The organism is Nocardia sp. NPDC049935 (assembly GCF_055586645.1).
The window spans coordinates 276,467-300,499 of the sequence record NZ_JBVJHV010000002.1; the positions used below are offsets into that span (position 1 = coordinate 276,467).

At 68.3% G+C, this 24,033-nt stretch carries 21 protein-coding genes; 10 read left to right on the forward strand and 11 right to left on the reverse strand.

Annotated elements, in window-relative coordinates:
* Nucleotides 1-71 precede the first annotated feature (71 nt).
* A complete protein-coding gene (locus ACZ6SF_RS09510; RefSeq protein WP_466061597.1) occupies nucleotides 72-1,181 on the reverse strand; it encodes a DNA polymerase IV in 1,110 nt (369 codons plus the stop codon).
* Between the two features lie 196 nt (nucleotides 1,182-1,377).
* Between ACZ6SF_RS09510 and ACZ6SF_RS09515 the strand changes: the two genes are divergently transcribed.
* A complete protein-coding gene (locus ACZ6SF_RS09515; RefSeq protein ID WP_466061598.1) occupies nucleotides 1,378-4,185 on the forward strand; it encodes an FAD-binding and (Fe-S)-binding domain-containing protein in 2,808 nt (935 codons plus the stop codon).
* A gap of 56 nt (nucleotides 4,186-4,241) precedes the next feature.
* On the opposite strand, the gene ACZ6SF_RS09520 is transcribed toward ACZ6SF_RS09515, so the two are convergent.
* Nucleotides 4,242-4,415, reverse strand: a complete 174-nt coding sequence (locus ACZ6SF_RS09520) for a hypothetical protein (protein ID WP_466061599.1) — start codon at nucleotides 4,413-4,415, stop codon at nucleotides 4,242-4,244.
* 58 nt (nucleotides 4,416-4,473) lie between these two features.
* Here ACZ6SF_RS09520 and ACZ6SF_RS09525 point away from each other — a divergent pair, with 58 nt between their 5' ends.
* Nucleotides 4,474-5,421: a DNA-3-methyladenine glycosylase family protein gene (locus ACZ6SF_RS09525; RefSeq protein WP_466061600.1), complete on the forward strand. Its 948-nt coding sequence runs from the start codon at nucleotides 4,474-4,476 to the stop codon at nucleotides 5,419-5,421.
* A gap of 100 nt (nucleotides 5,422-5,521) precedes the next feature.
* On the opposite strand, the gene ACZ6SF_RS09530 is transcribed toward ACZ6SF_RS09525, so the two are convergent.
* On the reverse strand, nucleotides 5,522-5,722 hold the full coding sequence (locus ACZ6SF_RS09530) for a hypothetical protein (RefSeq protein WP_466061601.1): 201 nt from the start codon (nucleotides 5,720-5,722) through the stop codon (nucleotides 5,522-5,524).
* 307 nt (nucleotides 5,723-6,029) lie between these two features.
* Here ACZ6SF_RS09530 and ACZ6SF_RS09535 point away from each other — a divergent pair, with 307 nt between their 5' ends.
* Both ACZ6SF_RS09535 and ACZ6SF_RS09540 read left to right on the forward strand, forming a co-directional pair.
* On the forward strand, nucleotides 6,030-6,254 hold the full coding sequence (locus ACZ6SF_RS09535) for a DUF397 domain-containing protein (protein ID WP_466061602.1): 225 nt from the start codon (nucleotides 6,030-6,032) through the stop codon (nucleotides 6,252-6,254).
* Nucleotides 6,255-6,334: 80 nt separating this feature from the next.
* Nucleotides 6,335-6,532, forward strand: coding sequence for a hypothetical protein (locus tag ACZ6SF_RS09540; RefSeq protein ID WP_466061603.1), 198 nt, complete (start codon nucleotides 6,335-6,337; stop codon nucleotides 6,530-6,532).
* Between the two features lie 84 nt (nucleotides 6,533-6,616).
* On the opposite strand, the gene ACZ6SF_RS09545 is transcribed toward ACZ6SF_RS09540, so the two are convergent.
* The 5 genes from ACZ6SF_RS09545 to ACZ6SF_RS09565 all read right to left on the reverse strand — a co-directional run bounded on the left by ACZ6SF_RS09545 (nucleotide 6,617) and on the right by ACZ6SF_RS09565 (nucleotide 12,379).
* On the reverse strand, nucleotides 6,617-7,363 hold the full coding sequence (locus tag ACZ6SF_RS09545; RefSeq protein WP_466061604.1) for a succinate dehydrogenase/fumarate reductase iron-sulfur subunit: 747 nt from the start codon (nucleotides 7,361-7,363) through the stop codon (nucleotides 6,617-6,619).
* A 4-nt stretch (nucleotides 7,364-7,367) separates the two neighbouring features.
* Nucleotides 7,368-9,338 (reverse strand): fumarate reductase/succinate dehydrogenase flavoprotein subunit, encoded by a 1,971-nt coding sequence (locus ACZ6SF_RS09550; RefSeq protein WP_466061605.1) that lies wholly within the window; start codon nucleotides 9,336-9,338, stop codon nucleotides 7,368-7,370.
* Between the two features lie 15 nt (nucleotides 9,339-9,353).
* Nucleotides 9,354-10,187, reverse strand: a complete 834-nt coding sequence (locus tag ACZ6SF_RS09555) for a hypothetical protein (protein WP_466061606.1) — start codon at nucleotides 10,185-10,187, stop codon at nucleotides 9,354-9,356.
* Nucleotides 10,188-10,472: 285 nt separating this feature from the next.
* A complete protein-coding gene (locus ACZ6SF_RS09560) occupies nucleotides 10,473-10,760 on the reverse strand; it encodes a hypothetical protein (RefSeq protein WP_449997803.1) in 288 nt (95 codons plus the stop codon).
* 431 nt (nucleotides 10,761-11,191) lie between these two features.
* Nucleotides 11,192-12,379, reverse strand: a complete 1,188-nt coding sequence (locus ACZ6SF_RS09565; RefSeq protein WP_466061607.1) for an AAA family ATPase — start codon at nucleotides 12,377-12,379, stop codon at nucleotides 11,192-11,194.
* Nucleotides 12,380-12,839: 460 nt separating this feature from the next.
* Between ACZ6SF_RS09565 and ACZ6SF_RS09570 the strand changes: the two genes are divergently transcribed.
* Nucleotides 12,840-13,433, forward strand: a complete 594-nt coding sequence (locus ACZ6SF_RS09570) for a C40 family peptidase (RefSeq protein WP_466062235.1) — start codon at nucleotides 12,840-12,842, stop codon at nucleotides 13,431-13,433.
* Between the two features lie 3 nt (nucleotides 13,434-13,436).
* On the forward strand, nucleotides 13,437-13,841 hold the full coding sequence (locus ACZ6SF_RS09575; protein ID WP_466061608.1) for an RNA-binding S4 domain-containing protein: 405 nt from the start codon (nucleotides 13,437-13,439) through the stop codon (nucleotides 13,839-13,841).
* A 122-nt stretch (nucleotides 13,842-13,963) separates the two neighbouring features.
* Here ACZ6SF_RS09575 and ACZ6SF_RS09580 read toward each other — a convergent pair whose 3' ends face one another.
* Entirely contained in the window at nucleotides 13,964-15,763 is a 1,800-nt protein-coding gene (locus tag ACZ6SF_RS09580; protein WP_466061609.1) for an acyltransferase domain-containing protein, read from the reverse strand.
* Between the two features lie 354 nt (nucleotides 15,764-16,117).
* Here ACZ6SF_RS09580 and ACZ6SF_RS09585 point away from each other — a divergent pair, with 354 nt between their 5' ends.
* On the forward strand, nucleotides 16,118-17,074 hold the full coding sequence (locus ACZ6SF_RS09585; RefSeq protein WP_466061610.1) for an MBL fold metallo-hydrolase: 957 nt from the start codon (nucleotides 16,118-16,120) through the stop codon (nucleotides 17,072-17,074).
* 138 nt (nucleotides 17,075-17,212) lie between these two features.
* Here ACZ6SF_RS09585 and ACZ6SF_RS09590 read toward each other — a convergent pair whose 3' ends face one another.
* Entirely contained in the window at nucleotides 17,213-18,187 is a 975-nt protein-coding gene (locus tag ACZ6SF_RS09590) for an NAD(P)H-dependent flavin oxidoreductase (RefSeq protein ID WP_466061611.1), read from the reverse strand.
* 332 nt (nucleotides 18,188-18,519) lie between these two features.
* Between ACZ6SF_RS09590 and fadD5 the strand changes: the two genes are divergently transcribed.
* Both fadD5 and ACZ6SF_RS09600 read left to right on the forward strand, forming a co-directional pair.
* Nucleotides 18,520-20,088, forward strand: coding sequence for a fatty-acid--CoA ligase FadD5 (gene fadD5, locus ACZ6SF_RS09595; protein ID WP_466061613.1), 1,569 nt, complete (start codon nucleotides 18,520-18,522; stop codon nucleotides 20,086-20,088).
* A gap of 144 nt (nucleotides 20,089-20,232) precedes the next feature.
* Nucleotides 20,233-20,826, forward strand: a complete 594-nt coding sequence (locus tag ACZ6SF_RS09600; RefSeq protein WP_466061614.1) for a cysteine hydrolase family protein — start codon at nucleotides 20,233-20,235, stop codon at nucleotides 20,824-20,826.
* A 36-nt stretch (nucleotides 20,827-20,862) separates the two neighbouring features.
* Here the strand turns inward: ACZ6SF_RS09600 and ACZ6SF_RS09605 are convergent, their stop codons facing one another.
* The gene (locus ACZ6SF_RS09605; protein ID WP_466061615.1) at nucleotides 20,863-23,250 is read right to left on the reverse strand and encodes a lysylphosphatidylglycerol synthase transmembrane domain-containing protein; all 2,388 of its coding nucleotides are present in this window, start codon (nucleotides 23,248-23,250) and stop codon (nucleotides 20,863-20,865) included.
* Nucleotides 23,251-23,368: 118 nt separating this feature from the next.
* Here ACZ6SF_RS09605 and ACZ6SF_RS09610 point away from each other — a divergent pair, with 118 nt between their 5' ends.
* On the forward strand, nucleotides 23,369-23,968 hold the full coding sequence (locus ACZ6SF_RS09610) for a DUF459 domain-containing protein (protein ID WP_466061616.1): 600 nt from the start codon (nucleotides 23,369-23,371) through the stop codon (nucleotides 23,966-23,968).
* Nucleotides 23,969-24,033 lie beyond the last annotated feature (65 nt).

The window sequence follows — 24,033 nt, forward strand, 5'->3', positions numbered from 1 at the left end:
GACATGTCCTTTCGCTCCGGAGCCGATTCAACTCCAGAGCACCGACACTAAAAGCTGAACCTTTATTTAGGTCAAGCGCCGGTATCGGGCGACTCCGCCGGCGCGAGTTCGAGACGCACCCCGAGCAGACGGATGGGCCGGTCGAGCGGGAAACGGTCGAGGACGCGGTGTGCTGTCTCGACGACGACGGCCACGTCGGTGGTGGGTTCGGCCAGTTTCGACTGTTTGCTGCGGGTGTAGAAGGTGCTGGTGCGCACGGTGACCGACACCCGGACCGCGATCCGGCCCGCCGCCGCGATCTCCTCGGTGACCTCCGCCGTCAGCCGTGCCACCTGGGCGTGTATCTCGTCGAGGTCGGTGAGGTCGCGGGGAAAGGTCTCCGATTTGCTGCGCCCGACCGGTGGCGGCGGCCGTTTCACCACCTCGGTATCGCCCGCGCCGCGGCTCATCACCCACAGATACGGTCCGTTGGTCGGGCCGAATTCGGCGGCCAGCCGCGACCGGTCGGCGGCCATGAGATCGCCGATCGTATGGATATCCAGGTCGGCCAGTCGCGCCGCGATCCGGTTGCCGATTCCCCAGAGCGCGTCGGTGGGCCGGTGCGCCATCACCTCCGACCAGTTCGCGGCCGTCAGCCGGAACATGCCCTCCCGCGCGCCCGGATGATCGGCCGGGGTATCGGCGGATTTCCCGACGGATTTGGCGAACCCGGTGGCCAATTTGGCGGTGAGCTTATTGTCACCGATACCGATAGCGCAGGTCAGGCCGAGTTCGGCGATGGCAGAGCGAATCGCTCGGGCGGTCCGCTCGGGCTCGTCCGGGTCCCCGGGGTCGTCGGTATCGACCGCGACGAACGCCTCGTCCCAGCCCCACACCTCCACCTGATCGGTGAACGTCCGCAGTACCGCCATGACCTCCTCGGAGGCCTCGTCGTAACTGGGCACGTCCAGGGGCAGGAACACCGCGTCCGGACATTTGCGAGCCGCCGAACGCAACGGCATGCCCGCCCGGATCCCGTAGGCACGGGCCGGGTAGGAGGCGCAGGTCACCACTTTGCGGGGTTCCTCGGGGTCCCCGTTCCCGCCCACGATCACGGGCAGGCCGCGCAGTTCGGGATGGCGGCGGAATTCAACCGCCGCCTGGAACTGATCGAGGTCGACATGCAACAGCCATCGGGCCACCTGTGGAGTGTAATTCGCGGGCCGAACCGTTTGTGGGCCTCGCTGGACTCGGCACCCGGGGTGGATTGCGCAGGGGGCGGTGGCGTGTGGTCGCGGAGGTGGGCCCGGGTCGGGAATCGGTGGGGTGTGGGGCGGAGGCGGGGATGTTGTTGTGGATGGCGAGAGGGGAGGCGCGGGGGCGCTTAGGCTGGTCGGTGTGACCGACCAGGATCGGCGACGGGAAGGCCTCGTGGACGCCTTGCGCGCCCGGATCGGTGCGGAGGCGGTGGACAGCTCCCGTCGGCGCCGGGTGGAGTACTCCGCGGACGCGTCGAACTACCGGGTGCTGCCCGAGGTCGTGGTGTTTCCGCGGGAAGAAGCCGAGGTGGCGGCCGTACTGGAGGTCGCGCGGGCGGAGGGGGTGCCGCTGACTCCGCGCGGCGCCGGTACCTCGGTGGCGGGTAATGCCGTCGGGCCGGGCATCGTGGTCGATTTCAGCAGGCATATGCACCGGATCGCCGATCTGGATCCGGAGCGCCGGACCGCGCGGGTGCAACCCGGCGTGGTGCTGTCGGACCTGCAGCGGCGGGCCGGGGCCCACGGTCTGCGGTTCGGGCCCGACCCGTCCACCCAGAACCGGTGCACCCTCGGCGGAATGATCGGGAACAACGCGTGCGGACCGCATGCCGTGGCCTGGGGGCGAACCTCGGACCAGGTCCGGGAGCTGCGGATTCTCGACGGCACCGGGACCCCGCGCCGCCTCGCCGGAGATCTCGCCGCCGTACCGGGGCTGGCGGAACTCACCGCGGGCGCACTGGCGGTCCTGCGCACCGATCTGGGCCGGTTCGAGCGCCAGGCCTCCGGCTACGGTCTCGAATATCTGCTACCGGAGCGGGGGAGTTCGGTGGCGGCCTCGTTCGTGGGGGCGGAGGGCACCTGCGGTGTACTCCTCGAGGCCGAGGTGGACCTGGTCGATATCCCCGCCGCCACCGTACTGGTGGTGCTCGGCTATCCCGATCTGGCGACCGCGGCCGACGATATCGCCGCGGTGATGTCGGTCGCGCCGAGCGCGGTGGAGGGTATCGACGCGGGCTTGATCGAGATGGTGCGCGCGCACGGCAGGGCGGTCCCCGACCTCCCGCGCGGGGACGGCTGGCTGTTCGTGGAACTGGCCGGTCCCGATCAGGCCGCGGCGAGCGCGGACGCGGCGCGACTGTGCCGCGCGGCCGGCGCTCTCGATACGCGCACCCTCACCGATCCGGTCGCCGCGGCGGCGTTGTGGCGGATCCGCGCGGACGGGGCCGGACTGGCCGGGCGCACCCGCGACGGGCAGCCGGCCTGGCCGGGATGGGAGGACGCCGCCGTGCCGCCCGCCCGGCTGGGTGCCTACCTGCGCGATTTCGAGGAGCTGACCAGCGAATACAAACTCGAGGGCTTCCTCTACGGGCATATCGGTGACGGCTGTATGCACGTACGGCTCGATCTGCCCATCGCGGCCGCGCCGGACCGCTTCCGCGCCTTCCTCACCGACGCCGCCCACCTCGTGGTGGGGCACGGTGGTTCGCTGAGCGGCGAGCACGGCGACGGCCGGGCCCGGTCGGAACTGCTGGAGATCATGTACACGCCGGAGGTCCTGGCGGTTTTCGCCGGGTACAAGGCGCTGTTCGACCCCGGCGACCTGCTCAATCCGGGAGTGCTGGTGCGCCCGCGCCCGCTCGACGCGGATCTGCGGCTGCGCGGACTCGGCCCGGTGGCGCCGGCCGGTGGCTTCGCCCTGACCACGGATTCGGGGGACCTCTCGACCGCGGTGCACCGCTGTGTGGGGGTGGGCAAATGCCGTGCCGATACCCGCGCCACCGGTGGTTTCATGTGCCCGTCGTATCTCGCGACGGCCGATGAGAAGGACACCACGCGCGGCCGGGCCCGGGTGCTGCAGGAAGTCGTCCGGGGTGAACTCGCGTGGGCCGCGCCCGAGGTGGCCGAATCCCTCGATCTATGCCTGTCCTGCCGGGCCTGCGGTACCGATTGCCCGGCCGGGGTCGATATGGCGACCTACAAATCCGAAACCCTCTACCGGCGGTACCGGGGTCGGCTCCGGCCGCGCGACCACTACGCGCTCGGCCTGCTGCCCCGCTGGCTGGCGGGTGCGACGCGGGCGCCCCGGCTGGTGAACGCCCTGGCCGCGGCCGGACCGCTGCGTCGGCTGGGGATGCGCGCCGCGGGAGTGGATCCGCGGCGCGCGATGCCGGTTCTGGCGGACCGCTCGTTCCGCCGGATATGGCGCCGGGAAGCGGAGAACCAGCGGATCACCGGTGCGGGTGCCGGGACGGTCCTGCTCTGGGTGGATACGTTCACCAACGCCTTCGACCCGGAGATCGCGAGCGCGGCGGTCCGGCTGCTGAACTCGCTCGGGTACCGCGTGCGGTTGCCCGGCAGACAGGTCTGCTGCGGGCTGACCTGGATCAGTACCGGCCAGCTCGACGGCGCCCGGGCGCGGCTGCGGGCGACACTGGACGCACTCGACGCCCATGTGCGCGCCGGCGGGCAGGTCATCGGCCTGGAACCCTCGTGCACCGCGACCCTGCGCGCGGATCTACCGGAGCTGCTTCCCGACGACCCGCGTGCCCGGCCCGTGGCCGCCGCCGTTCGCACTCTCGCCGAGTTCCTGACGGAGCTGCCGGATTGGCATCCGCCCGGCGCCACGGGCCGGTCGGTCGTGGTGCAGCCGCATTGCCACCAATACTCGGTGCTGGGTTTCGAAGCGGATCGCCGGATATTCGCCCGAATGGGTGTGGATATGACCGAAATAGCCGGATGCTGTGGCCTGGCGGGGAATTTCGGAATGCAGCAGGGGCACTACGAGATCTCGCGGGCCGTGGCCGGAAACGGTTTGCTCCCGGCGTTGCGCGACGCGCCCGCCGAGGCCACGCTGCTGGCCGACGGTTTCTCCTGCCGTACCCAGGCCGGTCAGCTGGCCGGGCGCAAGGGCCGCCATCTCGCGCAGATTCTGCTGGGTCAGTGGTGATCACCTGTGCCGATCCCGGCGTGCCACGGCGCGACGGACCGGGGCGGATCGCGCGGTCAGCTACTGCCGAACGGCAGGCTCCCCGGGGGAATCTCGTAGCCGGAGCTTCCGGCGAATACCGAACCCCAGAGATCGAGCAGCCAATTGAGTGCTTCGATGATCATGAAATCCTCCGGATTCTGGTGATCATTGATTTCTCCTGCCCCGACGGCTGCCGGGTATTTGCTCAACGCGGACATTATCGTCCCGCAAATCGGGCCCGTTACGCCGGAGGCGCACAATAGCGTGGTGCCCATTCGCTCAGCGGGTTCCCCGGCGGGCCCGGCCGGGACGACCCGGACCCTCACCCCGTATGCCCCGATAGACCTCGCGCACACCCTCGCGCCGCTGCGCCGCGGCGCCGGTGACCCGTGCCATCGGATCACCCCCGACGGCGCGCACTGGCGAGCGTCGCGGATGCGCACCGGGCCGGTCACCTATCGCATGGTCCAGACCGATGGCGCCGCCGTCACGGCGACCGCCTGGGGCGCCGGGGCCGCGGAATTCCTCGATCAACTCGATCGCATGCTGTGTGTGGACGAGCGGGTGGACGATTTCGTCCCCATCCATCCCACGGTCGCCGCCGCGCATCTCCGGTTTCCGGGTCTGCGGATGCTGCGCACCGGGCTGGTGCTCGAATCGCTGGTGCCGGCCATTCTCGAACAGAAGGTCACCACGGTGTCGGCCTATGCCGCCTGGCGCGCCCTGGTTCACCGTTTCGGCGCCGCCGCGCCCGGCCCGGCCCCCGACGGGTTGCGTCTGCCGCCGGACCCCGACACCTGGCGCCGGATACCTTCCTGGAGTTTCCACCGTGCCAATGTGGGGCCGCAGCGCCGGCAGACGATAGTCCGCGCCGCCGAGCGGGCCGACGCGCTGGAACGCACCGCCGAACTGCCCCCGGCCGAAGCGGCCCGCCGGTTGCGGACCATCCCCGGTATCGGGGAATGGACGGCCGCGGAAACGGCGCAACGCGCCTTCGGTGACGCCGACGCGCTGTCGGTGGGCGATTTCCACCTGGCGTCGGTGGTGGGGTGGACCCTGCTCGGCCGGGATATCGACGATGCGGAGATGGTCGAGTACCTGGAACCCGTACGCCCGCATCGATACCGGACGATTCGCCTGCTCGAGATCAGCGGGCAGGCGCGGAAACCCCGTTTCGGCCCGCGCGCGCCGATCACCGATCACCGCTGGCACTGAGCCCGCGGCGGTCACCGCACTGAGCCGACGGCGATTACCGGTGCCCTGAACCGCGATCTGCCGAACGTGACCGGTTCGAACTCGCGCGGGCGGATTCTCGCTATTGGAGCGCGCGGTTGTCCAGAACGCAGCGCCCCGATTCCACCAGGGTCGCCCGCGCGCGCCGGCGGACCCGGCACATATCGACCGTGCAGTCCAGGTGTAGCTGCATGGCCGAATGGGCCTGATCGGGGCTCATCACGCCGGGATCGTCACCGCAATCGAGCAGGGTGGGGATCGGGGCGCTCAGATTCAACCGCATCACACGACCTCCTTGTGAACCCGCGGCCGACTCCTGTTGTCCGCGGTGGGTTTCCGGGTGTGCACATACGACCAACAGCTCACCATAGGCCGAGAACGGTATGGATCGGGTGAGATTCGCCGTTTTTCGTCGCCGAAATTCCGGATCGGCGGGTCGGCGGGGTTATCTGCCGCGTGCTCGGCGTTGCGCGTAGCATCGCGCTCGATTGCTTGTGGCGGGGGTGGCGCCGATCGCTTCGGACCCCCGGCGCCCGAGACCCTCGAAAGAACAGGCGGCGGCCCGCGTGGACGGGCGGAGGAGAACCTGGATGAGCACCGATAACGGGACGAATGTGGACCTGTCCGGCGCCCAGTGGCTGAGTAGCGGGCCGGACGGCCCGGGTTCGCACAGCGTGGAGATCGCGATGCTCGCCGGCGGCCACGTGGGGATGCGCGACGGTAAGGACCCGGACGGGCCCGTACTGGTGTTCACCCCGGGTGAATGGGCGGCGTTCACCGCGGGTGTGCGGGACGGGGAATTCGACCGCCCGTAGCCCTCCCGGCTTCGGAGTTATCCGATCGACGCTGATCGCCGGGCGTTTGCCCAGGCTCTATAACGGGTAGACAACGATACGTGGACCGAGGAATCAAGAACTCGCGGCCTCGGCTCCGTAAATTGCGGCCCGGCGACGGTGTGGCGTGGTTGATCGTCGGACTGCTCTTCGCGGCGTCGGCGGCCGGGGTATTCGTACTCACCGGCTCTGTACTTTCGGCGCTGTTCGTCGGAATTCTGGTCGGGCTGGTGGCGACAGGTGTCGTGACGATGCTCTGACGGCACGCCCGCCGCCGCGCGCGACCCACCGCTGCGCCGCCGAACCCGTCCGGTTCAGCCGCGCAGCGGACCCCTCGATTCCGGTCAGCGCCGGAACAGCTTGTTCCCGAGCCAGACGATCGGGTCGTATTTGCGGTCGGCCACCCGTTCCTTCATCGGGATCAGCGCATTGTCGGTGATCTGGATGTGTTCCGGGCATACCTCGGTGCAGCATTTGGTGATGTTGCAGTAGCCCAGCCCGTGCTCCTCCTGGGCGGCGTCGCGGCGGTCCGCGACATCCAGGGGATGCATTTCGAGTTCGGCGATCCGCATCAGATAGCGGGGTCCCGCGAACGCTTCCTTGTTCTCGTCGTGGTCACGGACCACATGGCAGGTGTTCTGGCAGAGAAAGCATTCGATGCATTTGCGGAACTCCTGCGACCGCTCCACATCCACCTGCTGCATGCGGTACTCACCCGGCGCGAGACCGGGCGGCGGTGTGAACGACGGTATCTCCCGCGCCTTCTGGTAGTTGTACGACACATCGGTCACCAGATCGCGAATCACCGGGAAGGTCCGCAGCGGGGTCACCGTGACGATATCGTCGGGGGTGAAGGTGGACATCCGGGTCATGCAGAGCAGCCTGGGCCGGCCGTTCACCTCGGCCGAGCAGGAACCGCATTTACCGGCCTTGCAGTTCCAGCGGACCGCCAGATCGGGCGCCTGCGTCGCCTGCAACCGGTGGATGATGTCGAGCACCACCTCGCCCTCGTGCACCGGTACGGTGTAATCCCGCAGTTCCCCGTCGTCGGTATCGCCGCGCCATACGCGGAACTTGGCGTCGTAACTCATCCGCTCACGCCTCCTTGGTATCCGAATCGCTGCCGTTGCGGCTCGCACCCGCCGCGGCGCCCCCGGCCGCCGGATGCCCGGCGAGTTCGGCGGGCGTGTAGTACTTCTCCAGCTCACCGAAGTCGAAGAGGGCGAGCAGTTCGGGACGCATGGGCAGTTGGTCCCGCACGGTGACCGAGACATCCGGTACACCGGATTCGTCGGCCGCGCCGGCCACGGCGCAGACAAGCAGTTTGTTCCGCCACTGCGGGTCCATCCCGGGGTGATCGTCGCGGGTGTGCCCGCCCCGGCTCTCGGTGCGCTGCAGCGCGGCCTGGGCGACGCATTGGCTGACGACCAGCATGTTGCGCATATCCAGAGCCAGATGCCAGCCGGGGTTGAACTGCCGGTGCCCCTCGATGGTGACGTGCGCGAAGCGCGCACGCAGCGATTCGAGTCGCCCGATCGCCTCCTGCACCTCGTTCTCCTTGCGGATGATGCCCACCAGATCGTTCATGGTCTGCTGCAGGTCGGTGTGCAGTGTGTAGGGATTCTCGCCCGATCCGCCCTCCGGCGGGTCGAACGGCCCCAGGGCCACCTGCGCGGCCGCCGCGATATCGGTATCGGCGATCGCCGGGCGCCGGTCGAGGCCGGTGACGTATTCCGCCGCCCCCAGACCCGCGCGGCGTCCGAAGACCAGCAGGTCGGACAGCGAATTCCCGCCGAGCCGGTTGGATCCGTGCATACCGCCCGAACATTCGCCCGCCGCGAACAGGCCGGGAACGGCGGCCGCGCCGGTATCGGGGTCGACCTCGATACCGCCCATCACGTAATGGCAGGTGGGTCCCACCTCCATCGGCTCCTTCGTGATGTCCACATCGGCCAGTTCCTTGAACTGGTGGTGCATGGAGGGCAGCCGGCGGATGATCTCCTCCGGCGTGAGCCGGGAGGCGATATCGAGGTAGACCCCGCCGTGCTCGGTGCCGCGACCGGCCTTGACCTCTTCGTTGATGGCTCGGGCGACCTCGTCGCGGGGCAGCAGATCGGGGGTTCGGCGGGCCGAATCGTTATCGCGCAGCCACTGATCGGCCTCGTCCTCGGACTCGGCGTACTGCCCTTTGAAGACCCCGGGGATGTAGTCGAACATGAAGCGTTTGCCGTCGGTGTTCTTCAGCACCCCGCCGTCACCGCGGACGCCCTCGGTGACCAGGATGCCCTTCACGCTGGGTGGCCAGACCATTCCGGTCGGATGGAACTGCAGGAACTCCATATTGATCAGCCGGGCTCCGGCGCGCAGCGCGAGTGCGTGGCCGTCGCCGGTGTACTCCCAGGAATTCGAGGTGACCTTGTAGGACTTGCCGATACCGCCGGTCGCCAGGATCACCGCCGGGGTCTCGAACAGGATGAACCGGCCGGATTCACGCCAGTAGCCGAAGGCTCCGCTGATCCGGTCGCCGTCCTTGAGCAGATCGGTGATCGTGCATTCCGCGAAAACCTTGATCCGGGCCTCGTAGTCGCCGGTCTCGGCATAGTCTTCCTGCTGCAGCGAAACGATCTTCTGCTGCATGGTGCGGATCAGTTCGAGACCGGTCCGGTCGCCGACATGGGCCAGCCGGGGATAGGTGTGACCGCCGAAGTTGCGCTGGCTGATCCGGCCGTCGGCGGTGCGATCGAACAGGGCGCCATAGGTTTCCAGCTCCCAGACCCGGTCCGGGGCCTCGCGCGCGTGCAGTTCGGCCATCCGCCAGTTGTTCAGGAACTTCCCGCCGCGCATGGTGTCGCGGAAATGGGTTTCCCAGGTGTCCTTCTCGTTGGCATTGCCCATCGCCGCCGCGCAGCCGCCCTCGGCCATCACGGTATGGGCCTTGCCGAACAACGATTTACAGACGACGGCGACGGACAGGCCGTGTTCCCGGGCTTCGATCACCGCGCGCAATCCGGCGCCACCGGCACCGATCACCACGACGTCGTAGGTGTGCCGCTCCACTTCGGGCATAGCCGTGCAAACTCCTCAGTCGATGATGCGAAGGTCGGAAAGGGTGCCGCTCGCGACCAACATCACGTAGAAGTCGGTGAGCACGAGAGTTCCGAGTGTGGTCCAGGCCAGGGCCATATGCCTGGTGTTGAGCTTGGAGACCTGGGTCCAGAACCAATAGCGCACGGGGTGGGCGGAGAAATGCTTGAGCCGCCCGCCCGCGATATGGCGGCAGGAATGGCAGGACAGGGTGTAGGCCCACAGCAGGACCACGTTCGCGGTCAGGATCAGGCTGCCCAGACCCATACCGAAGCCACCGGTTTTGCCGTGGTAGGCGCCGATGGCGTCGTAGGTGTTGATCACCGAGATGATCACCGCGATATAGAAGAAGTAGCGGTGCGCGTTCTGGATGATCAGCGGCAGCCGGGTCTCACCGGTGTATTTGGTGTGCGGTTCGGCCACCGCGCAGGCGGGCGGGGAGAACCACACCGAGCGGTAGTACGCCTTGCGGTAGTAGTAGCAGGTGAGCCGGAATCCGAGCAGGAACGGCAGCACCACGAAACCCAGCGGGATGAACATCGGCAGATCGCCGAACGGCGTGCCGAAATGGCTGGCCCCCTCGACGCACGACGTGCTGAGGCACGGTGAGTAGAAGGGCGTCAGGTAGTGGTAGTCCGGCACCCAATACGCGGTCCGCACAAACGATCTGATGGTCGCGTAGATGACGAAGGCGGCCAGCCCGACAACGGTGATGAGGGGAGGTAGCCACCATCTGTCCGTGCGTAGGGTGCGGGCGTTGATGCGGGCCCGGGCCTTGCTGAAAACACCTGATCCCGTATCGGGAGCGGTTGTGGTCGTTGCGGCACTCACTGGTCGATGCCTCGCTGATCGGCGGTTCGGGAGACCATTGACGATCCCCGATCGAATGTGATGCTGAGCACCATACGCCGGGTCTGCTATGGACCGAGCAGGGTCCGCGCAATCTTGTCGCCCCAACGGGCCAGTGATTTGCGCCACATTTACTGACGATCTTGTCGGGTGAACCGACCGCAAACACGAGCGGCCGGTCGCCTGTCCGGCGACCGGCCGCCCTCGCCGCACCGGGCCGGAGCCCGGGGCTGTGGGTTCAGTTATCCGGCGGTGAACCCGGGGGTGCTACATGGTCCGCGGCCGCGAGTGGAAGCCGAGGCCCTCGTCCTGAGCGCCCATCCAGGCCGACTCGTCGGATTTGCTGTCCGGTACGTAGATGGGCTCCTGACCGCGGCCGACCAGCTGCGGAGGGGGGCTCTGTTCGAATTCGTCGGCGTCGATGCACAGCCTTTCGAGGTCGTTCTCCAGCCGGCGTACCGTCCCCGCGTCCCCGTAGTGGGCGCGCAGCACCCCGATCGACTGCCGGAGCTGGTTTACGGCGTACCGGAGTTCCGCGAAATCGCTGCGTGTCATGGATACCTCCTGAGTTGCTCACCGGTCGCGGTGCGAACGCCGCTCGGACTGCGTCGGCCGTCCGGCATTGCTTGTGACCGACCACACAAGGTGATCTACAACACAGTACGGGAAAAATTCGATTCCGGCTCGTCGGATGATCAAGATCGGGTTGCGGTTGGGAGCGGATGTGCACAACTGCGACCGCGGCGCGCGCCGACGGGCGACAGCTCTCGCGATCTATACGGCCGACTAGGGCTGTGGGTAGATGTGGATAGATTTGCGAATCGGGCGCGGTCGCTCGCCCTCCATATGGATATCGAGCGCGATCGGTAGAAAGCGCTAGATGGAGATAGCGGCCGGACCGCCGCCGGCGGACGCCTCATCGCGAGCGGTATCTACACGAATCTAGAGCTGATCCGAGAATTGGGTAGAGATCGGTATTCGCGTGGTCAGGTGCTGACACTGCGCAGGTAGCGGCCGAAATGCGGAACCGTGAAGCCGATGGTGCCGCGCTCGGCCGAATAGATCAGCCCCTTCTTGATAAGCCCGTCGCGCGCCGGCGACAGTGATGCGGGCTTACGTCCCAGTTCGGTCGCCACCGCCGCGGTGGCGACCGGGCCGTCGTCGCCGGCGAGATCCGCCATCGCGCGCATGTACTCGCGTTCGGCGGGGGTCGCGCGCTCGTACCGGGATCCGAAGAATCCGACCGCCAGCTCCTCCTCGGCAGTCGGCGCCGCGACCTCCACATCCTCGGCGGTGATCGGGCTCCCGGGCGCCTGGTCCCAGACCGCCTTGCCGTAGGCCTGCACGAAATACGGATAGCCGTCGGCCTTGCGGTACAGCGCGGCGAGGGCTTCGTCGGAGAATTTGACCTCTTCGCGTTCGGCCGGGGCGATCAGGGCCCGGTCGGCGGAGTCGCGATCGAGGCGGTCGATCCGGTGGTAACCGAACAACCGCTCGGAATAGCTCTTGGAGGCCGACAGTACGGCGGGCAGATGCGGCAACCCGGCGCCGACCACGATCAGCGGGGCGGCGTCCTGGCTCAGTTCGTGGCAGGCCCCGCAGATCGCCGAGATATCGGCGGGTCCCAGATCCTGCATCTCGTCGATGAATACGGCGATGCCCACGCCGATATCGCCGGCCAGCGCCGCGGCCTCGGTCAGTAGTTCCACCAGGTCGATCTCGATATCCCCGGAATCGGCGCGTCCGGTCACCGCGGGTACATCGATACCGGGCTGCCAGCGTTCCCGCATTCCTTTATCGGCGGTGGCACGCAGCGCGAATGCCTTGAGAATGCCCAGGAAATCGTCGACCCGCTCGGTGTTGCGGTGGTTCTTCGCGATGGCCCGGGTCGCCATATGCAGCGCCGAGGACAGCGGTCGCCGCAGTTCCTGGTCGGGGCGGGCCTCGATCTTGCCGGTACCCCAGCCCCGCGCGCCGGCCGCCGAGCGCAACTGGTTGAGCAGCACCGTCTTGCCCACGCCGCGCAATCCGGTGAGCATCACGCTGCGCTCGGGCCGGCCCCGGGCGATGCGTTCGAGCACGACATCGAAGGCATCGAGCTGCTTTCCGCGTCCGGCGAGTTCGGGCGGCCGCTGGCCCGCGCCGGGTGCGTACGGGTTGCGCACGGGATCCATACCGAAACACCGTAGCGGGTCGATCGGTGAATATGGGGGAATCTATGCCGTGTCCTAGACAGGGCTAGCGGAGACTATGGAGACCGGTCCGGTGTGCGGCTCCCGGCGGAGGTATCCGGCAAACCCGGCGGCCGAGACCTCGTCGTGACCTGTCACAAGTGTGAAAAACGCAGCTCGCACAGCGCTTTACACATGTACGCCCAGCTCGTGAGAAATACCGGCGTGTTCGGCTGGACAACACCCGGCAGGCATCGTAACCTTCTTGTGACTTAGCGGAGTCGAGTCGTTTCGGAAGTGAGGCGGCGCCACTGGGTCACCGCCGCAGCAGGCCGCCGCGAATAACGTAGGACGCGCGACCGATGCGACGGGAGAGCACGAAGATCGGAGACGTAGCTCGGTGGGTAAGCACAGCTTGCAGCGGGAATCCAAGCTGCCTAATTCTGTCAAGGGCGCGCTCGTCATGGGCACCCTGGCCGCCACGACGGGCACCATGCCCGCCATCGCCTCGGCCGCCACACATACGATCGACGTTCCGGGCGTCGGCAAATTCGATGTCGAGGTGCCGGACCAGTTCGCCGCCCAGGCCGATCAGCTGAACCAGGCCATGGCGCAGGCTCCCCAGGGGATGCCGCAGCTGCCGGCGCTGCCCAACTTCGCGCCGCCCGGAGCCGCGCTGCCCAACTTCGCGCCCCCCGCGCCGGTGCAGCAGACCCTCGGTGATGTGGCCCTGGATGCCGCCAAGACCAAGGTCGGCGCCATGTACTCCTGGGGTGCCGCGGGTCCCGCCAACTTCGACTGCTCCGGCCTGGTGCAGTGGGCCTACAAGCAGGCCGGTATCAAACTGCCGCGTACCAGCTTCGAACAGTCCCACGTGGGCGCCCCGGTTGCCTTCCAGAACCTGAAGCCCGGTGACATCGTCATCACCAACGGTGGCGGCCATGTCGGCATGTACGCCGGTGACGGCAAGCTGCTGAACGCCGTGCAGTCCGGTGAGCCCGTCACCTACACCACCCTGACCCCCGACGATGTGGTCACCGCCCGCCGTATCGTCTAAAGGGTGAGCCGAGCCGCTACCGAACCGTCCAACGGTCCGAACCAGGCCCGGGTCGACTCCTGGGTCTGGGCTGTGCGGCTGTTCAAAACCCGATCGGCCGCCGCGGCGGCCTGCCGTGGTGGGCATGTACGAGTGAACGGTGCGACCGCGAAACCCGCGCAGCCGGTACGACCGGGTGACGAGGTGCGTGTTCGCGCCGGCGGTGTCGAGCGCATCGTCATTGTCGAGCGAGTGATCACCAAACGGGTCGGTGCTCCGATCGCCGCCCAATGCCTGATCGACCGCAGCCCACCACCGCCGCCCAAGGAAATCCTCGCGTCCCTTCCGAAACGCGACCGCGGCACCGGCCGGCCTACGAAACGTGAACGCCGGGAAACCGATCGACTGCTCGGCCGAACCGACGACTAGTCCTACCGGCCACACCCGGAACAGAACCTATCCGGCGTGACCCACCGTGCTCGGGTCACGCCGGATTCTTCTTTCCGGTATCGACGCATCCGCGGTAATCCGCCGTCGGGGGGCCGGGCCGCCTACTGCTCCGAGGAAACCACGATCGGGCGAACCGGACCGGCGATCTCCAGCGGTGTCACGAAAACCGCGATGAAGCCCACCGGGTCCGCGGCGGTGAGTTCGATGAGGTTGGCCGCCGATACCGACACCCGGGCGAAGCGGCGTGCCAGACGTCCCGCGTCCGGCCGGTCGGCGGCCACCACCGCGCCGACCACCGGTTCCTCGAACACCTGCGCCGCGTGGATCACACCCCGGATCGAACAGCCGGATTCGCGGATATCGCGCAAGGCGTTGTCGAGGTCGTGCCGGTCGGCGGTATCGCACCTGACCACCACCACCCGGTCCTCGAAACCCTCGAGCAGCGGCGGCACCGGACGCGGCGATCGGGTCGGCACCACGACATCGCGGGCGCCGGCGGAGAGCAGCCGCCGCACCACCATCGAACCGAGTGCACCCAGCCCACCGCTGACCACATACGTTCCGGCCCTGTCGATCTCCATCGGAGGGTCCACGGCAAGGCGGCCGGACAGGAAGCGGATAGCCCGATTGGCATCGACCATGCGGGTCCATGCGATGATATCGGTGGGTGGGAGGTCATCGGCGAGCCGTATCGAAGCCAGCGTTCCGGCACCCGTGACCTCCGCCCGCAAAGACTGCCCCGGTTCCCGGGAGTTCCCACCCCGGCCGCCGATTTCCGGGCGGGTCCCGTCCGGAGGGGCCGTCAGGCTCCGCGCCGAGACGGGTGGGTTATCGGAATCGGCAGGTGAACAACCATTTCCGGCCGGATCCGGCGGCGCCGGATCGATATTCGCGCCGCCCGCCCACAGCGGGTTCCCCGGATGATCCGGACCTCCGGTGCCGAGAGCGCGGGCCGCGTGGAACCGGGCCAGGCAGGTGAGGAAGGCCGTGCCCTCGTCGTCGCGACCGGCGGTGGGGTAGGTGGTGTGGGTGAATCGCGGAATCGCCCGGATCGCCTCGGACAGCACCGGCGCGGGTGCCAATTCCAGGACGATTTCGACGCCGTCGGCGGCGGCCGCGCCCAGGGCGGCCTCGAGTTCGACTCTGCCGGTGAGGTTGTCCACCCAGTAGTGCGTCGCGAAGTCGGTGACCGTACCCGGCCGCGTACCCGAGTACATCCGGGTATGCGGTGTCGCGGGGTGCAACCGTCCGATATCGGTGCGGAAAGCGGGCAGCGTCTCGGAGACGAGCGGGTGGTGGGCCGGATAGTCCAGAACGGTCCGGGTCGCGGGGATCCCGCGACGTCCGGCCCGCCGGATCGCGACCTCCACGTAGCGTTCGGCGCCGGAGATGAGGACCGAGCGCGGGCCGTGGACCGCGGCCACGCCGACCCGGCCCCGCATCGGCTCCAGCAGCCGGATCACCTCCGATACCGAGGTCCGCAATTCGGCGACCGCGCCCGATCCCGCGAGGCGGGCGACCGCGCGCCCGCGCGCGACCACCACTTTCGCGGCCTCGGCCGGCGCGAGCGCTCCGGCGGTCACCGCCGCGGCGAGCTCGCCGATTCCGTGCCCCAGCACCGCGTCCGGCCGGACACCCCACGAGAGCAGCAGTTGCGCGGTGGCCACCTGGTAGGTGAACAGTGCCGACTGGGTGAATTCCGCGGGCGGTCCGCCCGGATTCCGGTATCCGTACCGAGGGGTCCAGACGCGGGGCCCGCCGGCCGCCGCGACGGCGTCCCCGGCGGCCGTCAGCGCCGCGGCGAATACCGGATACCGCCCGGCCAGGCTCCGCCCCATCCGGTCGTGTTCCCCGCCTTCGCCGGGGAACAGGAACACGACCCCGCCGCGCGCGACGGTCATACCGGCGACGTGACGGTGGATGTGGCCGTGCGGACGCCGTGCGCGCGCAGGCGTGCGGCGCCGGTGTCCGGACCCGCCGGTTGGCGGAGGCCCGGTAGGCGGAGGCCCGGTAGGCGGAGGCCGGACACGGTGCCGACGGTGCGGGAACACGCGTCGGATCCCGGAGTGCCGGCGATCCGACGCAGCGACTGCGTGTCTGGCCTCACGACTCGATTATGCCGGAGAACCGACCGGTATCGGATTCGCCGATCCTGTTGGCGCCGAGTGCGTTACGTGATATGCGCGGCCGGTGCGAGTGGTCGCGGTGCGAGGCGTTCCGGGCCCGGCGGCCGTGCCGGCGAGTAGCGTTGCCGTGTGGCCGATTCCGCCGACGCACGTACCCCGACCCTGCCCACCGTGCTGCGCTGCTGCGCCGCGCTGGCCGCGACTCCGGGGCGGCTGCTGCGCCCGCGGCGGGCCGATACCGGACTGCTGGCACGCCTGGATTCGGTGCCGCCGCCCGCGCCCCGGGCGACGGTCGGAGTGACGGTGCTGCTTCAGGGCCGGATGCGGGCGCCCACCACCATTGTGGCCGAGGGGGTCCGCGAGTTCGGGCATCTGCCGATGGCCATGGGGGCCTATCTGGTCGAACATCCGCGCGCCCGGTTCCTCGTCGACCCGGCCCTGTGCGCCCATGTGCATCAGCGCGTACTGCCGAGCCTGCCGTTCCCGATTCCGCTGCTGGTGGCCCCGGACAAACCGGTGCTCGGCCTCGGGGACGCACTGGCTGCCCGCGATATCGACCCCGCCGATATCGATTTCGTCCTGCCCACACATCTGCACTGGGACCATGTTTCGGGCCTGCTGGATCTGCCGGATTCGGTGCCGGTGCGGCTGCCGGCGGCGGAACTGGCCTGGGCGCTGGACGGGCCGTATCCGCCGGCGGGTGTGGTACGCGCGCCGCTGCACGGGCGTTCGCTGGATCCGCTGGAACTCGACGGTCCGCCGGTACTCACCTTCGAACGCAGCCTGGATCTCTTCGGCGACGGATCGGTGGTGCTGGTCGATATGGCCGGTCATACCCCGGGCAGTATCGGGGTCCTGCTCGCGATATCCGAGGGCCGCCGGGTGCTACTGGCCGGTGACGCCGTGTGGAATCGGCTGCAGATCAGCTCGATCAGAGAAAAGGCGCCCATGCCGGGGCAACTGTTCGACGCCGACCGCGATACCGCGTTCGAGACCATCCACCGGCTGCACGCGCTGCCCGCCGATATCGAGGTGGTCGCGGCACACGACTACGACGCCGTCGCCGCCCTGGCGGCCCATCGGTGAACGACCCCCGCCCCGGCGGCGCGACCGCCGGGTTCGCGATGCGGGAAGCCGATTCCCCGTCGGACTTCCCGCATCCCCGCACCGGATCGATCGCCGAACCTCCGGCGCGGATGTTCCGCCGTGGCGGAACAGCGCGAATCAGGCCACCACGTACTGCGCGAGCCTGGCGTTGATCAGTTCCTCGGCCTCGGAGACCATGCGCTCGATGAGTTCGGCGCAGCTGGGGATGTCTTCGATCAGGCCCTGACACAGGCCGACCGACCAGATCCCCGCGTCCAGATCGCCTTCCTCGAACACCCGGCGGCCGCGGGCGCCGGAGACCAGTTCGCGGACGTCTTCGAACTTGCCGCCCGATTTCTCGATCTCGACCACCTTGCGGCTGATCTCGTTGTCGGCGACGCGCGCGGTATTGCGCATGGTGCGGAAGATGAGCTGGGTGTCGCGCTCGGAATTGGCGACGATCTGCTCCTTGACCTGCTGGTCGATGGAGGATTCCTGGGTGCACAGGAAGCGGGTGCCCATATTCACGCCGTCGGCGCCCAGCGCCAGGGCCGCGACCAGGCCGCGCGCGTCCGCGATACCGCCGGAGGCGATGATCGGGATGGTCAGTGCGCGGGCGGCGGCCGGGATCAGGACCAGGCCGGGCACATCGTCCTCGCCGGGATGCCCGGCGCATTCGAACCCATCGATGCTGACCGCGTCGACGCCGATCTTCTGGGCCTTGAGCGCGTGCCGGACGCTGGTGCACTTGTGCACGACCTTGACGCCGGCTTCACGGTAGGCGGGCAGGAACGGTTCGGGGTTGCTACCGGCGGTCTCGACGATCTTGATACCGCTGTCCACGATCGCCCGCACGTACTCCTCGTACGGCGGCGGGTTGATGGACGGCAGGATCGTCAGGTTCACCCCGAACGGCTTATCGGTGAGTTCGCGGGTGCGCTCGATCTCGCGCCGCAGATCGTCGGGGGTCGGCTGGGTGAGTGCGGTGATGAAACCGAGCCCACCGGCGTTGGCCACGGCCGCGACGAGTTCGGCCCGGCCGACCCACATCATTCCGCCCTGCACGATCGGATGTTCGATACCGAAAGTCTCGGTGAACCTGGTCCGCAGCATCGGTGCTCTCCTCTACTTTCCGCGGATAGTCCGCGCCTGCTGCATGGTGCCACGGGGATCGGCACCCGATCAACCCTGGAAGTGAGTCGTGATTCGCATAAGTGACGCTCTCTGGCGTAGCTGGGGAAGCCGCCGGACCACGGGTATTGTCGCAAATACACGCTTCAACGAGTGTGAAGTCGTTTCCCGGTACGGTTCCTCGGAATTAACCGCTATTCGGTCCCGAACTCCTTGCCGGTGTCGATGTGAATTGTTATTCTGCCGACACGTTCTTACTGCGTGTGGCGCCGGACACTCCGGAGACGCACGCGGTACCGAGAGGAGTACGTGGGATGACCACCGGTGCGCAGGCCCTCGACGAGCCGATCAGATCGCGTCGTAACCACTGGAACAACCAGATCGCCTCGCACGCGGTGATGCGGCCCGATGAGGTGGCGATCCGCTTCCTCGGCGCCGACACCACGTGGCGGCAGCTGCACGACCGGTCCCAGAAGTTCGCCGACGCGCTGGCCCGCCGCGGGGTGGGCTTCGGTGACCGGGTGCTCATCCTCGCCCTGAACTACCCGCAGTATCTCGAAGCCGTCTTCGGTATCAACGCCCTCGGCGCGATCGCGGTCCCGGTGAACTTCCGGCTCACCCCGCCCGAGGTCGCCTATATCGTCGGTGACAGCGGCGCGAAGGCCGTGGTCACCGATAGCGTGCTGCAGCCGCTGGCCAGCGCGGTACAGGGCCAGGCGCCCGCGCTCGAACACGTCTTCGTGATCAACGGCAGCAGCGGTGAGGGCGTTATCGGGTTCGAGGACGCGCTCACCGAAGGCGGGGAAGCGCACACCCCGCTCGATATCCCCGAGGACACCCCGAGCCTCATCATGTACACCTCCGGCACGACCGGCAGCCCCAAGGGCGCAGTCCTGTCCTACGGGAATATGAACGCCCAGGCCCTGACCTGTATCCGGGCGATGGCGATCGAACCCGATTCGATCGGTTTCTGTACCTCCCCGCTCTTCCATATCGCCGGGCTCGGCAGTCTCGCGCCGGCGTTCATGCTCGGCACCAAGACCGTGCTGCATCCGCTGGGTGCGTTCAACGCCACCGAGTTCCTGGACGCGGTCGAGGCCGAACAGGCCACCACCGCCTTCTGCGTACCCGCCCAGTGGCAGCTGATCTGCGACGATCCCAGCATCACCCAGCGGAAGCTGGCGCTAAAGGCGCTGAGCTGGGGTGCGGCCCCCGCCTCGGATACCGTGCTGAAGGCGATGGCGGTGGCCTTCCCCGATGCCTTCAATGTCGCGGTGTTCGGGCAGACCGAGATGTCGCCGATCACCTGCGTGCTCGAGGGCAAGGACGCCATCCGCAAACTCGGCTCGGTCGGCAAGGTCATCCCGACCATCCAGGCCCGCATCGTCGACGACGAGATGAACGATGTGGCTCCGGGCGAGGTCGGCGAGATCGTCTATCGCGGTCCCAGCATGATGGCCGGGTACTGGAACAAGCCGGAGGCGACCGCGGACGCCTTCGCCGGCGGCTGGTTCCACTCCGGCGACCTGGTCCGCCAGGACGAGGAGGGGTTCATCTATGTGGTGGACCGCAAGAAGGACATGATCATCTCCGGCGGCGAGAACATCTACTGCGCGGAGGTGGAGAACGTGCTGTTCGCGCATCCCGGGATTCGTGAGGCCGCGGTGATCGGCCGGGCGCACGAGAAATGGGGCGAGGTCCCGGTCGCGGTGGTGGCGCTGGAGGATCCCGACGCCGCGCTCACCCTCGCGGATCTGGAACCGTTCCTGAACGAGAACCTGGCGCGCTACAAGCATCCCAAGGAACTCGTCGTCGTCGCGGAACTGCCCCGCAACGCCAGCGGCAAGGTCGTGAAGAACGATCTGCGCAAGGACAACGCGTAACCGCTCTCACCAGGCCCGAACCGGCGGAGAATGCCCTCCGCCGGTTCGGATCCGGACCCGGGCGGCCACCTCGCCGCGCCCGCTGGCCAGGACTTATTGCGCAGAGTCGTGCGACTCGGCCATCGATGGTCGATTATCTACGCCATGTCGGATCACCATGCTGCTGTTCTCGCCCTGCACTGGCAGGTCAACGTCATTCGGCCGGAAGGCTTCTTCGGGCCCATGCTGGCCGAGCCGGTGGCCGCCAGCGGAGCGGTTCCGCGCGCCGCGGAATTCCACAAACTCGCGGCCGAACTGGGACTGCCGATCATCTGCACTCGTTTCACCGTGCCCGAGGGCGAGGGCCGGCTGGTCCGCAACACCGGATTCATGCAATCGGTGGGTGCGGCCCAGCAGGATTTCCGGCCCGACGCACCGGGCAGCCGGCTGATCGACGAGATCGCCGATCAGGCCGACCGGATCGTCGACAACCAGAAACTGTCGGGCCTGGCCGGTAACGATCTGCCCCGCTGGCTGGCCGAGAACGATATCGACACCCTGTTCCTGACCGGTGTCGCCACCAACCTCACCGTCGAGCAGACCGCCCGCCACGGCACCGATCTCGGCTTCACCGTCTACACCGTCGCCGACTGCGTAGCCGCCGCCGACCCCCAGATCCACACCGCCTCCCTCGCCAACATCGCCCAGGTCAGCGCGGGCCTCCGCACCACCAACGACGCCTTCGACATCCTGGCCTGATCGCCGAACCCGCGCCGCCGAAGGCGGCGCCATGTTTCAGATCATGTTCTTCTCGGTCATCCAGCGCATGACCTGCCAACCGCAGAACACCGGGATCCAGCAGGTGAGCACCCGGTAGAGCAGCACCGAGGGCACCGCCACCTCGGCCGGCAGGCCGAACGCGGCCAGACCACCGATCAACGCGGCCTCCACCGCGCCGACGCCACCGGGGGTCGGCGCGGCCGAGGCGAGGGTGCCGCCGATCATGGTCACGATCGTGACGGTGACGAACGTCGTCCCGCCGCCGAAGGCCTGCACGCTCGCCCACAGCGCCAGCGCCTGGCCCAGGGTGAGCGCGGCGCAGCCGAGCACGATCACCGCGCAGCGCTTCGGGTCGCGCGCCAGGACGGCGAGTTCCCCGATGACCTCCTGCACCTGCGGGATCACCGAATTGTTCAGCCAGCGCCGCAGCTTCGGCACGAACATGAAGGTGCCGATGATCCCGACCCCGACGCCCGCGATCAGATACAGCACCGTGGGCGAGGGCACGAAATGCGAGAGGTCGGTCGAGGTTCCGGCGGCCACGCTGAACAAGACCAGCAGCCCCAGATGCGTACACACCTGGACGCCCTGCTGCAGCGCCACGGCGGCGGTGGCGCGCACGGCCCCCACCCCGCCCTTCTGCAGGAATCGCACACTCAGCGCCAGCCCGCCCACCCGCGCCGGGGTGGTGGTGGCGGCGAAGGTGTTCGCGATCTGCATCAGCACCAGCGGCCAGTACTTCACCAGCCCCGACGCGCAGGCCCACAGAGCGGCGGCGGTACCCACGTAGGTCAGCGTGGACAGCGCCAGCCCGGCCAGCGCCCACCACCAGTTGGCCTCTCGCAGCTGGGTGAAGAACGTCGGCACCGCGCTGATGAACGGGTAGGCCACATAGACCAGGGCGATGAGCAGCACCAGCTGGATGAGGCTCTTACGGCTGAACCGGGTGATCTGCTCGGCCTCGATGCGGTCCTGGCCGGTCTGGGTGCGCACCTCGTCGCGTGCGGCGCCCACCACCGATTTCCAGTCCGGAATGGACGCGCGGATTCCCCGCGGCATGGCGAACCGGGTCAACCGGCGCGACGCGGTGAGTACCGTCTCCTCGCCGAGCGCCTCGATCGCCGAGCGCACCGCCGCCTCCCGGCCGAACACCGCGGTCATCGAGACCAGCAGCTGGGCGATATCGGACTGCAGCTGGGCGTCGGAGGCGCATAGTTCGGCGGAGGTGAAGCCGCCGAACGCGGCCTTGCCGTCGGCGCAGACCCGGATCTCCGCGGGCCGCAGTTCACCGTGCGCGATTCCGCGTTCCCGCAGCACCGTCAGCGCCTGCCAGACCGCGTCGAGCGCGGCGGTATCGGTGGGGTCCTGTTCGATCGAACGCCCGGTGGGCAGGGTGTGCGCGTAGAGCATCCAGCCGCGCGGCAGGCCCGCCACCGTCACCGGCCGATGCGCGGCCACCCCCAGATCGCCCAGCGCGATGGCCATCAGCGCGCGATGTTCGACCGCGCGATGCATCGAACCGTGCAGCGGGGCCGTCTCGCTGGACCGGAAGGTCAGCCAGCGCCACAGCTGGCGGACCGCGCTCTGGGTGCGCTGGTTCTTGCCGTACAGCTCGACCACCAGCGCCCGCTCCCGCTCGGCCACGGTGGCCGAGAGCATCAGCGCTCCGGGCCCGGCGGGCCGGACGACGGTGAGACGGTTGACCGTGTAGCCGCGCCGGGCCAGCTGGCGGACCGCGGCGTCCAGCGGTACCTCCAGCGCGGGGGTCCCGACCAGCAGTACGATCACCGCCCCCACCAGCCAGCCGACCACCAGCCCGAACATCGCGCGGGCCGGTACGACGGTGCTCACCACCAGATGCATCGGCGCGAACGCGAGTATCAGCACCCACAGCCATCTCCGCGCCCGCACCGGCAGCCACGGACTCGATACCGTGAGCACGGCGGCCAGCATCGCGATCCAGCGTGGATCGTCGAGGAACTGCTGCAGGAAGGTCTTATCGGCCAGGTTCTCCGGCACCTGCAGGTGCCACTGCGGAGCCGAGAGACCGCTCGGTGTGATGGACAGCAGAATCCCCGCCACCAGGCCGGCGGTGGCGTACCCGGCGAGCAGTTTCCAATGTCCGCCCCAGACCAATTCCACCAGGATCGCGAACGGCAGGATCAGGATGACGATCCCGTAGAGCAGGTAGACCAGATTGGATTGGTCGGGGTTGAGGAAGCCGACGATATTGGAGACCGACCGCTCCAGCGCCAGCCATTCCGGGCGGGTGATGAGAGATCCGGCGATGACGACGGCGACGCCGATGGACGCGAAGACGACACGGAGAATATCGCTGGTCCGCCGGGTGAGCGGCTGTAGCAGGCTGCCCGTGACCGGGATCTCCCGCCCATCGACTCGCATGTCGTATCGGTACTTTCGGATCGAGGTGAAGCTGTGCGACCGCCCGCGGGCACCAGGTCGTGAGTATGCAGGAGGCCGAGCCGGACGATACACACCAACACGCTGCCAGAATGCGTGGGTGAGTGATGATCGGCGTATCTGTTTCGTGGGGGATTCCTTCGTGGCCGGGGTGGGAGATCCCGAAGCCCTCGGGTGGAGCGGCCGGCTGACCGCGCACGCCGGGACCGCCGGTCTGGCGTTGACCGCGTACAACCTGGGGATTCGCGGGAACACCTCCAGCGATATCGCCGGACGCTGGGTATCCGAATGCGAGGCGCGGTTACCGGCCGGGGCCGAATGCCGGGTGGTGTTCTCGTTCGGTGTGAACGACACGGTGCTGCTCGGCGGCGCGCCCCGGGTGGCCGCGGCGGACGCGGCCGCGAATCTGGCCGCCCTGCTGGACACCGCGCGGGTGCGGGCATGGCAGGTTCTGATGGTGGGCCCACCGCCGGTGGACGACGCGGCGCACAACCGGCGGATCGCCGAGCTGGATACGCGCTTCGCCGAGGTCTGCGCCGAATTCGGTGTGCCGTACGCCCGGAGCCTCCGGCTGCTGGCCGGGGAGACCGTATGGGCCGACGAGGTCCGGGCGGGTGACGGCGCCCATCCCGGCGCCGCGGGCTATACGGCCTTCGCGCGCGAGTTGCTACCAGCGTGGCGGGAGTGGTGGGGGTACTGACGGCCTCGATGGATAAAAAGGACATTATTTCCTTTAATCAAGGCATCTCGCCGTAAAATGTCCCA

Coding starts and splice junctions, on each gene's coding strand:
- ACZ6SF_RS09535 (WP_466061602.1), top strand. CDS start 6,030: ATGAGCACCGATAACGGGACGAATGTGGACCTGTCCGGCGCCCAGTGG.
- ACZ6SF_RS09605 (WP_466061615.1), bottom strand. CDS start 23,250: ATGCGAGTCGATGGGCGGGAGATCCCGGTCACGGGCAGCCTGCTACAG.
- ACZ6SF_RS09600 (WP_466061614.1), top strand. CDS start 20,233: ATGTCGGATCACCATGCTGCTGTTCTCGCCCTGCACTGGCAGGTCAAC.
- ACZ6SF_RS09545 (WP_466061604.1), bottom strand. CDS start 7,363: ATGAGTTACGACGCCAAGTTCCGCGTATGGCGCGGCGATACCGACGAC.
- ACZ6SF_RS09580 (WP_466061609.1), bottom strand. CDS start 15,763: ATGACCGTCGCGCGCGGCGGGGTCGTGTTCCTGTTCCCCGGCGAAGGC.
- ACZ6SF_RS09590 (WP_466061611.1), bottom strand. CDS start 18,187: ATGCTGCGGACCAGGTTCACCGAGACTTTCGGTATCGAACATCCGATC.
- fadD5 (WP_466061613.1), top strand. CDS start 18,520: ATGACCACCGGTGCGCAGGCCCTCGACGAGCCGATCAGATCGCGTCGT.
- ACZ6SF_RS09560 (WP_449997803.1), bottom strand. CDS start 10,760: ATGACACGCAGCGATTTCGCGGAACTCCGGTACGCCGTAAACCAGCTC.
- ACZ6SF_RS09570 (WP_466062235.1), top strand. CDS start 12,840: ATGGGCACCCTGGCCGCCACGACGGGCACCATGCCCGCCATCGCCTCG.
- ACZ6SF_RS09565 (WP_466061607.1), bottom strand. CDS start 12,379: ATGGATCCCGTGCGCAACCCGTACGCACCCGGCGCGGGCCAGCGGCCG.
- ACZ6SF_RS09530 (WP_466061601.1), bottom strand. CDS start 5,722: ATGCGGTTGAATCTGAGCGCCCCGATCCCCACCCTGCTCGATTGCGGT.
- ACZ6SF_RS09550 (WP_466061605.1), bottom strand. CDS start 9,338: ATGCCCGAAGTGGAGCGGCACACCTACGACGTCGTGGTGATCGGTGCC.